This is a genomic window from Pseudomonas sp. TE3786, assembly GCF_054057335.1.
On the sequence record NZ_JBSRZF010000010.1, the window covers coordinates 154,009 to 166,814 of the forward strand.

The following is a 12,806-nucleotide window of genomic DNA, read 5'->3' on the forward strand; positions in this document are numbered from 1 at the left end:
GTGTGTCTGCCCCAGCTCGCTACGCAGCGCGGCCGCGATGGCATTCGCGTAAAGCACATTCCCTACGCCCGCCGGAAACTCATTACCCATTTTAGTAATCATTTTTCCGAGACCTTCTTCTATGGTCATGAAGCCGCATTGTTGAGGCTTTTCAGTGCGTCGAAAATGCCGCTGACAGACGGAAAGCTCATATGCCTCGAAGAAAAAAAGCTATCGGCGCTGAGGAAGGTATCGCTTTTTCAAAGCGAGCGGCGGCCTACGTGCGTATGTCCACAGAGCATCAGCAATATTCGACTGAAAACCAGCTGGATACGCTCAAGCTCTACGCAGCTACCCACGGTCTCGAAATCTCCAAGGTGTATGTGGATTCCGGCAAAAGCGGACTTCGTCTCGAGGGAAGGGAGGGGCTGCAGCAACTCTTCAGGGACGTTGCATCGGGTCAACGTGATTACGGCGTCATCCTTGTCTATGACGTGAGCCGGTGGGGACGCTTCCAGGATCCAGACGAGAGCGCTAGCTACGAAGTTCGGTGTCGTCAGCACGGTGTGAAGGTTGAATATTGCGCGGAGCAGTTCACCAACGACGGATCACCCATATCTAGCATCATCAAAAGTATAAAAAGGATGATGGCAGGAGAGTACAGCCGTGAGTTGTCGGTAAAAGTTTTCCAAGGCCAATCGAAATTAGTTGAGCTCGGCTTTCGGCTGGGCAGTTCTGCTGGATACGGATTGCGCCGCCAGTTAATAGATATACGTGGAATTCCTAAAGCTATTCTAGAGCCAGGAGAACACAAAAGCATTCAGACTGATCGGGTCGTATTAGTACCAGGGCCTGAAACTGAGCAGAGAGTTGTAAGAGCCATCTATCAATACCTTGTTATTGATCATCTATCTCCCTTAGAAATTTCAAAAAGACTTAATGCTTTACGGGATACTGGTAGGGTTTGGAATACCACAAAAGTTCTTGAGGTTCTGACTAATGAAAAATATATCGGAAATAACGTATGGAATCGCAGGTCATGCAAGCTAAAAAGCCCGCCAGAAAATAACCCTAGAGAGCTTTGGGTTAGAGCTAATCGAGCTTTTTTACCAATAATTGATCAAAAAACATTTGATGCTGCTCAGGCGATATTAAATAAAGAAAAAGTAAGAGTCGCCGATGTGGAGCTACTCAAAGGATTAAGCCGACTTTTCCAGAAAGAAGGAAAGTTGAGCATGCACATCATAGATGCGGCGAAATCGATTCCGTCGGCTAGTTTCTATTCGCGGAGATTCGGGGGGATCCTTAAGGCTTATGAGTTGGTAGGGTATGAACCATATGTAGACTTCAGGTGGGTAGATGTTAGGAGAAAGATCAAAGAAGTAATCCCTGAAATAAGAAATGATGTGCTTAAAACATTTCAAAGCAGTAATTCGTCCGCTGCTGTTGACCCAGTAACAAAATTAGTCGTAGTTAATAATGAGATAACAATTTCTGTTGTTATGGCTTGGTACAGCAGCGCCGGACGTTATCCGTCGGGATGGCGGTTTAACTTAGAGTATTCACTTCGTCCGGATATTACCGTGGTTGCCAGGTTTGACTTTATTGAAATGTTTGTTAGGGACTATTTAGTGATTCCTATGAATGAAGTGCTGCCGTCGACGAAATACCTAAGCAAAAAGAAGCTGCGAAAGTATGAGGAGTATCGTTTCGATACATTAGACGCACTAGGTGTCTTGAGCAAACGCTCGACAATCATGTGAGGCGGATAAAATGAACGCTACAGCCCGAAAAGAGGATGATAAATTACAGTTGGTTAGCGAGAAGCTAATTCATAATATCTCGCTTGAGAAAATAAAGGTACTCAACCCTAGGAGCAGAAATCAGCAAATTTTTGCCCGGCTGGTTGAGAATATATCTAGCTTAGGCCTCAAAAGACCCATAACCGTGACCTCTAATGGTGAAGGGTTTGACTTGATCTGCGGCCAAGGTCGATTCGAGGCTTTCCGGGCCCTCGGTGAAACTCAGATACCTTGCGTAATAGTTTCGGCTCCAGAGGCTGACAGATATCTAATTAGTTTAATAGAGAATTTAGCTCGAAGACGGCATTCGAATAGGGATTTGTTGTCTGCAATTAGCGAGCTTTCTGCGCGCGGCTATAGTCCTAAAGAAATCTCTCAGAAAACCTCCCTGCATGTGCACTACATAGCTTGTATTCTCATCCTCTTAAATCAGGGGGAGGAACGGCTAATTTCAGCTGTAGAGAGGGGGTGGCTTCCAATAAAAATTGCAATTGAAATAGCTAAATCCGAAGATGGAGTAACTCAAGCAGTAATGCTCGAAGCCTTTGAGAGCGGTCTTCTTAAGGGGGATCAGTTACTAAAGGTAAGGCGATTGATTGAAAAGCGGAAGTCAATCGGTAAAAAATTTTTGAGCGCACATCCAAAAACCGACCGTATTACTACTCCTGGCCAACTGGTGAAAACCTATCAGCAGGAGGTTGATCGTCAAAAAATCCTTATTAAGAAATCCGAAATAAATGAGCAAAGGTTGATGTTCATTGTCACGTCCATAAGGAAGTTGGCAGCAGATGAGAAGTTTAAAGCACTTCTTCAAACAGAAAATTTAACCGATATGCCTGCGGTTCTATCTAAACGAGTGTTTGGAGGTGCTTGAAAATGGCTAATGTTAAACATGCATTTCAGAAAAATATAGTATCCATTCCGATTGCCAATATTCTTCCAACTCGCACCTACAACGGAGCTCCGCAAAAATCGTTCAAATTTAAAGCGATCATGGCATCAGTAAACGAGATTGGGGTAATCGAACCTTTAGCAATTCATCCGCATGCCACAAAAAGCCAGGGTGGGGACAAAAACTATATGTTGTTGGACGGTCATTTACGACTTGAAGCGTTGAAGCAGTTGGGTGCTACAGAGGCGCTGTGTCTGGTTTCTACGGATGATGAAGGCTACACATACAATAGGCAAATAAACCGCTTAACCGCCATACAAGAGCATAAAATGATTATGGAGGCCATCGCCAAAGGAGTTTCGCCAGACAGAATAGCGAAAAGCTTGAATGTACATGTCGGCAAGGTGAGACAAAGCCAAAACCTTCTGGTGGGGATAACTCCGGAGGTTGTTAGCATGTTGAAAACGAAAGTGGTTTCTAAAGAAGTTTTCTCTACATTGAGAAAAATGAAACCTATGCGACAAATAGAAACAGCAGAGATGATGGGGGCGGCCAGCTGTTTTTCTCTCCGGTACGCACAGATGCTGCTTGCAATGACCCCAGCAGATCAACTGAATGAAAAGAAAGAAAAACTTGTTTCGGACGTTTCAGCTCAGGACATTATGAGGATGGAAACGGAGATGGAAAGGCTATATGCCAATTATCGCTCCGTAGAAGACAGCTTAGGGGAAACCATGTTGCTCTTGGTGGTAGCGAAGGGCTACATATCCCGGCTACTCCGTAACGATGCGGTAGCGGCCTATATCCGGCTCTCACAACCCGAATTGGGCATCGAGCTCAACGGTGTTTTGGAGGCTATTACCGTTGACGCGCGGAGCATGGAGCGAGAGTAAATAGCACCTGCTGGTACTCAGGTTTCCAGCAGGAGTTCAAAATGTCGCAGCGTGGTCATTTCGGTTAAACGTCTGCTTCTGGCCGATAGCTGCCTGTTTCCATCGGCGGATTGCGGCCAGTACGCGGGAGGCTTCTAGCCGAGGCGAGTCTGCTAAGGTGCTTAGATCCAGCACAGCGTTCATTTCTTTCTGGCTCGCTGTAGCAAGGTTGAGCAGTAAAGCGATCATAGTGTGCCAGCCCCTACAATTGTTGGAAGACTGGGTGGTGATGAGTTCGCGGTGCTTTTTTACGGATGTGATTTAGCTGTCGCGCAAGAAATCGCAGAGCGGCTCCGTAAAAACACAGCTCAGGTGATCGCTGTAGATGGGCGTGCTATTAGCATCAGCGTAGGATTGGTCAGCGTGGACAAGGGAGCCAGCTTTGAAGAGGCCTACGTTCTTGCAGACCAAGCTCTGTACGCGGCTAAAGCAGATGGTCGGAATACCGTCGTTGTGCATCCTGCGGTGTGAGAACTCAATACGAGGATTTGATCGGTAGTACGTCGTGTCGACATCAAAGCGAGGCCGGCCCTGAGCGAGTGAGTTCCTCAATCAGAGCAGCAGCGACTCGCTCGAGGGGTAATGGGAGTAGCTAGGCCTTACTTGAGCCAGCTCTCTACAACATCCGATCCAAACTCAGCTTTCCAAGCCTTCAAGACCTTGTGGTTGCCACCTTTAGTTTCAACGACTTCGCCTGTATTTGGGTTTTTATAAATTTTAGTCTCACGAGCTTTGCGCTGCGTTGTTCCAGCACCGAGAGACTTAGACGAGGCTTCTGGGTCCATCAATGCAATGATCCCACGAAGTCCAATGTCATAGGTCTTCATCAGGTCACGCAGCTTGGTTTCGAACTCGATTTCTTTCTTCAAACGAGTGTCGTTCTTTAACGTCTCTAGCTGTTTAATCTGAGCTGCGAGTTGCGCCTCAAGCGCCTTGAATTCCGAAATCTTCGACATTGTTTTCACCGAGAATGGTTGAGATCGATTTTTAGCATCGCCTATAGCTTTAAAAAGCGCCACAGTAATCTTATTGCCGAAATTAGCATGCAGCTCCTTGTGAGGTTTAGGACATGCCGCCGGGACGAAAGCTAGTCGCTGGAGCGCTGGGTGCGGCTGGGGGGGTTGGAGCGGCGAATAGCTTTGGGGCGTACTCGTAAAGGGTTGAACTGCCTACTACTTTCCCATCGGGTGATATGCCCAGCACGGTGGCCATGCTTTCTGGCCCCACATGGCCTCCATCGCCGCGACCGTCTGGGTATTTGAACTGATTTAGAATTTTTAGGTACTCCATAAATTCGGAGTGACCAATTCCCTTGGGCGGAATATCTAATACTCCTACTTCAGTTGCATCGCCAAAGTACTTACGACCTCTTATCGCGAATTTTTTGTTATCGTTGATCAAGCCATAAACAATCCAGTGATGGTTGTAATTGCTAAGAATTCTTTGAGCTGCGTCGTAGTCTGTGAACATTGAACGCTCCGACATAATTTCTCCGACGTCTCGCTTAAATTCAATGAGTACCAGCTTGCTGTCTTTGCCAAAAATTCCGTCAGCGCTAGAGCGCTCATGTTTCCCAGAAACTGGAGCAGCAAAATCAATTATTTTCTTCTTGATAAGAAGTGCCACAAAGCCATATTCAACGGTTTTTTCCCACCACGTTTGACTCATATAAATCTCTCCCTATAGGCTTTAGGACTCAACAGCCTTATTCTCGATTGCTCTAACCACGTCGTATGGGATAAATCTACCCAGATCATCGGGGATTTTTTGCTCAATAGCGCTCCTAGCCATATCGTATTTTCGATGACTTTCCTGCTCCGCCTCAACCGCTGACTTGAATTCGGCAATAGAGGAATACAATACTTTCATTTGATCCGCTGCCTCTCGGTAAAGAGAGCTAAGCTCTAGCAGGCGATACAGTTGTCCTTCTTTAACTCTAAGGAGCGCTAGTGGCGAAGACTTCCAGCTTGCCGAATGATGATCTTCACGATGCCTATTGTAAGTTGTGAAGTCCTTATAAAGCTGGATTTGACTTTCAACAACCCTGGGGAATTCATCTGTCATGAATTTCTCAACAACTATCCGTTGACATTCTGTTTTTTCCGCTCCCATAAATTCGTCCAGTTTCTTTTGCATGGAGCGAATCGGCTGGGCTGGTAAAAATGTACCCCTGGAAAACTGCGCCAGTGGATGCTTGATTTCTTCGAGATAGTCCGAAAACTCAAGCTGGTTATATTTTATTGCTTCAGCCGCTATGACTAACTTCTCATATGCCTGCTGCGTGAGTTTGGTCTTCGCCGCCAGATCATTAGAAACCGCTGGAACCTTGGACTCGGCATCTCTGACTTCATCTGATACCACCGCGGCAGCCAAGTACGCCAGCGCATCTGATAGTTGATGATCAGGTGCATCTTGAGTTGCTACTTCTTGCGCAGCCGCGTAAACCCAGTCGTAAACTTTTTTCGAACCATGTTCCCGAATAAGGTACGAAAAAGTACAAGATAAACCAGTGTATGCAGACATGAACTATTCCTTCGTTCTATACGGGGGCATTATTAGGAGCAGCTATCGAGAAAAAACCGACTTCGAACGTTGACTTCAGTGTGAAATGATCGACTTGCGAAAAACACTGAATTAACAGGGGGCGTCAGTTCAACGCGCTTGCTTGAACTGGCGTCTTCTTAGCTATGCAGTAGTTTTGAGCAAGCGAATGGAGTGCTCATCAAGCTTCCGTACAAGTTCTGAAACGCTGAGATCTTTATCTAGAACAACTCGGCGGCGGTCTGTGCTCTGACGCTTCGCAAAACGTGCATCAAATCCCTTTAGACGCTCTCGCAGTTCCTCACCCTCTTCCTCAGAGTTTGCGTAACCTTTGTCAAAAATCAGTGCGACATCGCACTTTGATTTAGAGCTATCGGAGTAGCTAACACTGAAGTAAACCGGCCACCAGTTCTCCCCTTCGTACGTCTCCCAGCCCGGCGGACAGATATCCAACCAGGCACGAGAGTGAGCGATACTCTCGCGCTTCAGACGAGGCACTTTCGCAGCAAGTGTCTCCTTGATCGAGGCCATGCCTTTCGTTTCGCGCAGAAGAGAAATGGCTGCTTTGTTCTGCAGCATAAACATCATGTGCGTATCGCTGCGGCTCTGAATCCAGATCTTCTCGAGGCGGCCTGTAGAGGCCTCAAGCAACTGCTTGATAGCAACACCATGAGATTCATGTAGCTCAGCAGCGAGCGTTATGGCTCTCTGGCTCGCTGGACTCTCCCAGTCCGTCTGTCGATTGCAGTAACTGACAACCAACCGAGCCGCAGCATTACCGCGGCCAACGTGAAGCAACGCCCTATCAGCAGATGCCTTCAACCAGTCGTAGCCAAGATGCAGCCAATAGCTGTTTGAAGGACGATCAGACCAGTCATCACTCGCAAACTCTCGGTCCAAGGCAATAAACACACTGCTGTACTCTCGGAGATGAGTGTTACTGGCAATAGCACTCATCCAGCTTTCTCGGTAGCCGTCGAGTTGGTCACTGCTATGAGTAGCACCTGCCTTATTCTCTATCAGCAAAACGAACCTGTTGACTGGATCAATTACAAACAGGTCAACTCGCTCCGATGCCTTCATCCCCAGTTCTCGTGCGATGAAGACCGAGCCAAAACTTGAGGTCCGAATCCGGGAGGGCGTCCACTCGGCAAAGAACCGTGCTGTAGTGCCTCTACGATCCAGCCCGCAATCTTGCGAGGCTGCTTGCGCGGCGCCTAGCAGCAGGTCGCTGAGGATTTGATCGCCCTGACCATGCCCTTCGCGAGGGTCAAACATCCAGGCAAGAAGATCTGAGTGCTGGTTTTCACTCAGCGAAATGACATCAAGGATGTCGTCTCCCGTTTTAAGGACTTCACACAACTCCGACAGCTTTTTATCTCCCAAGAAAAACTCTACCGCATTGTGTACTTCTTCGGCTTCCATGCGTGCACGCTCGCTAGATGGGGTATGACAAATGCTATATGAAGAACCGCACTACTTTACAGCGCGCCTGCAAATGGCCGATTGCGGCCGGTCGTGAGAGGCAACTCGCGACCAGAAGCTGCCATTACCAGAGACGCGGCAGAAATTAGCGTTCGACAGCTTCCAATTGGAGTGAGGCGCAGTGGAAATTAAATACTTATAAATCGCCACTTGCCGCAATAAATTACCCAGAGGACAAAAAATGTCGGCAGAGCAGTGAGCAAAAAATGAATTATGCGACATTATGCAAAAATTCATAATATGGTGACCGGCCGGTCATTTTGCTAAGCCAGTGACTCTGTTCTGCTCGTCCCACAGTAGGAATCCTTTCGACGAAGCGATTCCCCGACACCTTGAGCAGATCGAGTCGGCTAGCTGGAGCGAGTTGTACAGAAAGGTGGATTGAGAAATGCAGACGCTAGAAATGACAAAGGCGACCTCCTTGAGGTCGCCTTAACCATGTTTCGTCACCGGTATTGATAGCCGGGAGAGGACGCCATGGGCAGGATCTTAGGATATCACAGCACGGGAAAAAGGACCGGTACCGGGCTTGCCGACGCCTTTCTTCGCTAGCCGCTTAAGAGTTTCGTGAAGGGCTGCTATCGACCCAGGAGCGGACCGTCACCACTCCTCGTGACTAACAGCCTTAGGCCTGCCGTCCGGCAACAAGTCTTCATCATGTCGGTACGTCACACCACGAATCGCGTGATGCACCAGGCTACCGCCCACGTACTCAACACATGGTTCGTCGGTTGACTCCGAGTCACTGGCATCATCGATTCCACTCAGCTCCCATATCGATGATCTGGCAGGACTTGCGACGTGCGAGAACAGCACGATGTTCCTTCCCGACATGTTCTGCACCGATTTGAAAATCACGCCATCAATGCGCGGCTTACAGCGATTGGCCAGGTAGCCAGCGATGACCTGAGTCGTCAAATACTGACGCTCAGAGCCTGGGAGTACCGGGACCGTGATCACGTTGTGTATGTAGCGAAGAAACTCTCGCCTTTGGGTCTTTGTAAAATACTTCGGGTCGAAGAAACTGGGCTCAGGACCTAAATCCGCATCTTCAAATCGCCCAAAATCCAATACCTTTACAGTTCGCCGCAGCTTGAACTCTCCGCTGACAACGCTACCTCCCACGGGAGGGCGTAGCTCGGCCACGCAGGTTTCACGCTCAAAAGCGCCGTAGAACGTCGGCACTCCAGCCGGATTCATCCGCCCTTCGCCCGCTAATTCTTTCGGAGGGGTGCTCAGCTTCTGTGCGGGATCACCAGCAATTTCCCTCACGATACCGGGCGACATGCAAGTACGCGCACGATAAATCGGCGGGGCATTTTCAGGCGTCAGCTCGCGCACAACGGCATGCTCATCCGATGAGGCGGAGTACCTGTCCAACCCATCAAACAGCCAATCCAGGAATGTTTTAGCGCCTTCGTTAAAGAAGCGGTTGCCATGCATCATCCCTTCCTGGAAATCACCCCATTGGTGTCCGATGTCATCTGGCGTGAAGGGTCGCATCGAGTAGTTAATGTCATCGCTGTACGAAGTCAGATGTCGACACACAGTCGTAACAATGGGTTCTACGTTGTCACAACGAAAGATCTCACTAACCCAGACGTCGATTCTTTCTCCTCTCTGATACTGGCCAGAGCCATCTTGGCCCCAGCGGAAACCGACCTCACCTTCATCGATGTAGGCGTGGAGAATTTGCTCCACTCTCGACACGATCTCAGTTAGCGCAATGCACTTTCGCTTGGAGCTGCAGAGGCTGCACGAGTCGGAGACGCCTTTACGCTTGATGTGATTGCCAAGGTAAGTGTCCAGCACGCACCCGAAGCAGATTTTCTGAGCATCCATGGGTATCTCGTCGTCCTCTCGTATAAAGGGGGGGCAAGGTGTAGGCGTGTGAAAAGCTGGCAATGGTCGCTGATGATCACTCGTAGGCCAACATCTAGTTCGCCGACCGCTGCGCGCACGGCTGGGTGCCACTCACATCCAAAGCTCATTGAGGCGGCTGTTCAGTAGGAGCGGATGCGCTTATCATCGCCAAGCCGCCCGGCATACTTGTGCGCGAGTAGAAACAGGCTTACCCCGCAAATTTTGATCAAGCCTCTCGCTCGTCGAATGGGCCTTAAACGCGCACGCTGCCTGTTTCGATGAGCATGAGGATTGAATCATGACTCTGTCAGACATTGTTTTTGCCGTACGCCAATTCGCACAAAATGAAACTGGCTACAGGCTTTCTACTGGCCACGCTTACGAGCTACTCGCGGCCGGTTTGAGCTTCAACTCCAAGGCCGAGCTGACTGCGCATGGCGCGCTGATAAGCCTCTTCGGCATCTCCACTCGATATGCAAACGACTATGGCGAGCTCATCCCGATTGAAGAGCTTGCTCGCCGCGTTGCACGTCGACATCAGAGCATTCGTGCACCCGGGGCGAGTGAGGAAATTGGCTTAGCGTTTGCGAAATTTTTCCATGCTCAATTGCTGCTTGGGTTTCGCGTTGAGGATTTGCTCACGCACCTTAACTCTCGTCATCGCGTGAGCCGGTTCCCAGGTTCTGAAACCGCGATTGCCGCTCTTCTACCGCTGGATGATCTTGATCTGGTGGATCCACCAAGACTCGATCTTATGTTCTCCATGCTTGAGTCGTGCGTGTCTGCATATCCTGAGCTGCATTATCCGCTGGCGAGAATGTACTCGGACCTTTCCAATCCCGATGATGGAGTGGATCCCTATTGGTACAAGCAAGCCTTAACCGGTCGGGTTCTGGAGGGCGTTCAAAAAGAGTGGGCAGATGTCTATGTTCGACATACGGCCTTTACGGAACGAGCGGTATTTCACCGAGGTGCCGCGGCTAAGCTTGGAGTGGTGGACGCGCTAATCGAAATTATGGAGGACGAAGGCTACGACCCTGAAATCGATGCTCAACTGCGCTCAGGAGGAGCCAATGTTGATGCTGGTCTAGTCGCCGACATAGCTCTGGAGTCCGGGGCTCATGAGGCAGCACTTTTTTGGTTGAGAAAAGCAGCTTTGGGCGGAGATTTCGCGTCAATGCGCGCAATGGTAGAAAGCCAACAAGAAGCCCCGACCATAGAAACCTGGACCTTGATTTACCTGAGTAGGCTTCTTGGCAACGACGTGACTGCCAGCACGTTGAAGGCTTATCACCAGGATGGTCCTCAGCATGGCCAGGCTTACGACGATGACTTTGGTGGCAATCTGTATGTCGATGGTGATGAGGCGCTAGAAATTGCCTTGCTCAGCCCTGAAGACCTGGATCGAGCTCAAGCCGAGGCGAAGCTTCTCTATGACGGAGCGGTACGCAAAGCCGTGTAGGCCTGGAGCCAGCATTAAGCTTGCTGATCCTGAGCCCATTTGAAAAAGCTGGAGAGCGTGCTGCGGCACGCGTCACGCCTATAGCTCGCTTGCTTCTCCACAAACTGCTGATACAGGGTGATATCTGATTCGCTGACGTGCTCAGGGAAATACTGAGCATCGTCGGGATAGCCATTCACCTCAAAAAAATTAACCAGGAAGGAGCGCAAACGCGCTTTTTAGCTGGAGCGTTGGATTCGGTTTCCAGCCATCTCGACATCGCATTGCGTAAATTGGGATAGCACAAGGGAAGGCCTGAAGAACATTCGTAGCCAAGAAACTCTCCCCATCCCTCCCATCCGACATCGGCGTAAGTAATGTTTGGCCAGGACGGCAGCTGAGGGTCTTCTTTGAAGCGTTTTCGGTATTCGGAATAGTTACGGAGATTTACCTAATCTTCGAGACGGTTGAGTCGGCTTTAATCTGCTTTTGATGCTGCTCGGACGATTTTCATCAGCCCAGGAAATCAGAAAGAGCTTCAGGATCTGCTAACTAGGTCAGCGCAGGCCTCGCGCTCTAACAACGTCTGCGGTGGACGTCGTAAGCCTGGTCGCCTCCAGCTATCTCTCGAGATAGGGTGCTGCCACGGATTTGAAACTAATGCAGCGTGGCTCGGGTTCGAGCTAGCGACCTAAATTCCGAAATGCCAAGATACTGGATATCTTTCGGAGAGCCCGTAATGTCGCCTGCTTCCATACTGAGCCCACCTGACGTTATACCTCCAGCTCCGCCCGTCTCAACTCGCACACAGACTTTGCCATTCGGCGAACTAAGCTGGGAGAATTTTGAGCGCCTATGCTATCGATGGAGCTCGCTCAACGGAGAAGTCGAACATTCAGCGCGCTACGGGCAGCAAGGCGAAGCTCAGGAAGGAATCGATATTTTCGCGCGGCTATCTGATGGCCGTTATCACTGCATCCAAGCTAAGCGTCATCATAGTTTTGGCGCAAATAAGATTCGAGAGGCTGTCGACCTTTTCATCGCAGGAAGTTGGGCTGCTCGCACCACGAGCTTCACAATCACCGTTCAAGCATCGCTGCGCTCGACGGCTGTCCAGGAGGAAATTGAGAGCCAAGCGACGCGCCTATATGCGCGCGGTATAGCGTTCGCTGCAATCGACGGAGATGAATTCACCGAGCGTTTACGTGCTCACCCAGAGCTTATTGATGATTTTTTTGGGCGGCCATGGGTCACTGCACTATTAGGGCAGGACGCTGCAAATGCACTCGGAACACGTCTGGATGGAAGCGCCTTTGCGCGTATCCGCGCTCAGTTGGCGCGAGTTTATGAAGCGCAGTTTCAGTTCTTCGACCCCGGCAGCTTCGGATCGGTTGGTGATGGAGATGGTCGGCCAGCCCTAACCCTGCTTGAGCGATTTTTTACACCCGATATGTTGGTGCGTGAGACAACTCGATCTCTTGAGCGTCACGAAGTCGCAGGAAACGATAGCGAAAGAAATTACATCGCCCTAGCGACTGCAACCCCCATCTCAGGCTCGGAAAATATTAGGTTCGGTGATACTTCCGAAAATAGCCGTACGCGTCGTCTGCCGCTTCTGGAGTGGCTTGGCGAAGGCCAAAGGCTGGTCGTTCTCGGTGAAGCTGGCTGCGGTAAAAGCACTCTTTTGCGAGTTATCGCGCTAGATCTTCTTCATGGTCAAACGCACTTTCCTGAGCTTTTGGCGCGCTGGGGGCATCACGTCCCCATTTATATCCCCTTGTCCCGTCCTGAATAAGGTTTACACCTTTAGCCATATCTTTCAGGAGAACCCCATGGCGCAAGGTGCGAGACGAAGTCAGCGTGATTACACG

At 49.7% G+C, this 12,806-nt stretch carries 11 protein-coding genes and 1 pseudogene; 6 read left to right on the top strand and 6 right to left on the bottom strand.

All coding sequences use genetic code 11. From position 1 onward, the window contains the following. Window positions 1-191: 191 nt before the first annotated feature. The 4 genes from ACVW0Y_RS13410 to ACVW0Y_RS13425 all read left to right on the top strand — a co-directional run bounded on the left by ACVW0Y_RS13410 (window position 192) and on the right by ACVW0Y_RS13425 (window position 4,076). Window positions 192-1,742, top strand: coding sequence for a recombinase family protein (locus ACVW0Y_RS13410; RefSeq protein ID WP_457438819.1), 1,551 nt, complete (start codon window positions 192-194; stop codon window positions 1,740-1,742). A 10-nt stretch (window positions 1,743-1,752) separates the two neighbouring features. After that, window positions 1,753-2,655 (top strand): ParB/RepB/Spo0J family partition protein, encoded by a 903-nt coding sequence (locus ACVW0Y_RS13415; RefSeq protein ID WP_457438820.1) that lies wholly within the window; start codon window positions 1,753-1,755, stop codon window positions 2,653-2,655. Window positions 2,656-2,657: 2 nt separating this feature from the next. Further along, window positions 2,658-3,566: a plasmid partitioning protein RepB C-terminal domain-containing protein gene (locus tag ACVW0Y_RS13420; protein ID WP_457438821.1), complete on the top strand. Its 909-nt coding sequence runs from the start codon at window positions 2,658-2,660 to the stop codon at window positions 3,564-3,566. A 231-nt stretch (window positions 3,567-3,797) separates the two neighbouring features. After that, complete coding sequence (locus ACVW0Y_RS13425; RefSeq protein ID WP_457438822.1) at window positions 3,798-4,076, top strand: GGDEF domain-containing protein; 279 nt, start codon at window positions 3,798-3,800, stop codon at window positions 4,074-4,076. Window positions 4,077-4,204: 128 nt separating this feature from the next. Here ACVW0Y_RS13425 and ACVW0Y_RS13430 read toward each other — a convergent pair whose 3' ends face one another. From ACVW0Y_RS13430 to ACVW0Y_RS13450, 5 genes are all read right to left on the bottom strand, one after another. Beyond that, window positions 4,205-4,561: a histone-like nucleoid-structuring protein, MvaT/MvaU family gene (locus ACVW0Y_RS13430; protein WP_457438823.1), complete on the bottom strand. Its 357-nt coding sequence runs from the start codon at window positions 4,559-4,561 to the stop codon at window positions 4,205-4,207. Between the two features lie 106 nt (window positions 4,562-4,667). Further along, on the bottom strand, window positions 4,668-5,273 hold the full coding sequence (locus tag ACVW0Y_RS13435) for a hypothetical protein (RefSeq protein ID WP_457438824.1): 606 nt from the start codon (window positions 5,271-5,273) through the stop codon (window positions 4,668-4,670). A 21-nt stretch (window positions 5,274-5,294) separates the two neighbouring features. Then, window positions 5,295-6,128 (bottom strand): hypothetical protein, encoded by an 834-nt coding sequence (locus ACVW0Y_RS13440; RefSeq protein ID WP_457438825.1) that lies wholly within the window; start codon window positions 6,126-6,128, stop codon window positions 5,295-5,297. Window positions 6,129-6,290: 162 nt separating this feature from the next. Next, the gene (locus ACVW0Y_RS13445; protein WP_457438826.1) at window positions 6,291-7,571 is read right to left on the bottom strand and encodes a PDDEXK-like family protein; all 1,281 of its coding nucleotides are present in this window, start codon (window positions 7,569-7,571) and stop codon (window positions 6,291-6,293) included. 660 nt (window positions 7,572-8,231) lie between these two features. Continuing rightward, window positions 8,232-9,473, bottom strand: a complete 1,242-nt coding sequence (locus tag ACVW0Y_RS13450; RefSeq protein ID WP_457438827.1) for an RES family NAD+ phosphorylase — start codon at window positions 9,471-9,473, stop codon at window positions 8,232-8,234. 319 nt (window positions 9,474-9,792) lie between these two features. Here ACVW0Y_RS13450 and ACVW0Y_RS13455 point away from each other — a divergent pair, with 319 nt between their 5' ends. Next, window positions 9,793-10,956, top strand: a complete 1,164-nt coding sequence (locus ACVW0Y_RS13455; RefSeq protein ID WP_457438828.1) for a hypothetical protein — start codon at window positions 9,793-9,795, stop codon at window positions 10,954-10,956. Between the two features lie 175 nt (window positions 10,957-11,131). Here ACVW0Y_RS13455 and ACVW0Y_RS13460 read toward each other — a convergent pair. Continuing rightward, a pseudogene (locus tag ACVW0Y_RS13460) lies at window positions 11,132-11,353 on the bottom strand (hypothetical protein); the annotation flags it as partial. Between the two features lie 321 nt (window positions 11,354-11,674). On the opposite strand from ACVW0Y_RS13460, the gene ACVW0Y_RS13465 reads away from it, so the two are divergent. Further along, window positions 11,675-12,730, top strand: coding sequence for a hypothetical protein (locus ACVW0Y_RS13465; RefSeq protein WP_457438829.1), 1,056 nt, complete (start codon window positions 11,675-11,677; stop codon window positions 12,728-12,730). The last annotated feature ends 76 nt before the right edge of the window (window positions 12,731-12,806 follow it).

Excerpts from the sequence above, each read along its gene's own strand:
- ACVW0Y_RS13410 (WP_457438819.1), top strand. The coding sequence starts at position 192 with ATGCCTCGAAGAAAAAAAGCTATCGGCGCTGAGGAAGGTATCGCTTTT.
- ACVW0Y_RS13415 (WP_457438820.1), top strand. The coding sequence starts at position 1,753 with ATGAACGCTACAGCCCGAAAAGAGGATGATAAATTACAGTTGGTTAGC.
- ACVW0Y_RS13420 (WP_457438821.1), top strand. The coding sequence starts at position 2,658 with ATGGCTAATGTTAAACATGCATTTCAGAAAAATATAGTATCCATTCCG.
- ACVW0Y_RS13430 (WP_457438823.1), bottom strand. The coding sequence starts at position 4,561 with ATGTCGAAGATTTCGGAATTCAAGGCGCTTGAGGCGCAACTCGCAGCT.
- ACVW0Y_RS13435 (WP_457438824.1), bottom strand. The coding sequence starts at position 5,273 with ATGAGTCAAACGTGGTGGGAAAAAACCGTTGAATATGGCTTTGTGGCA.
- ACVW0Y_RS13440 (WP_457438825.1), bottom strand. The coding sequence starts at position 6,128 with ATGTCTGCATACACTGGTTTATCTTGTACTTTTTCGTACCTTATTCGG.
- ACVW0Y_RS13445 (WP_457438826.1), bottom strand. The coding sequence starts at position 7,571 with ATGGAAGCCGAAGAAGTACACAATGCGGTAGAGTTTTTCTTGGGAGAT.
- ACVW0Y_RS13450 (WP_457438827.1), bottom strand. The coding sequence starts at position 9,473 with ATGGATGCTCAGAAAATCTGCTTCGGGTGCGTGCTGGACACTTACCTT.
- ACVW0Y_RS13455 (WP_457438828.1), top strand. The coding sequence starts at position 9,793 with ATGACTCTGTCAGACATTGTTTTTGCCGTACGCCAATTCGCACAAAAT.
- ACVW0Y_RS13465 (WP_457438829.1), top strand. The coding sequence starts at position 11,675 with ATGTCGCCTGCTTCCATACTGAGCCCACCTGACGTTATACCTCCAGCT.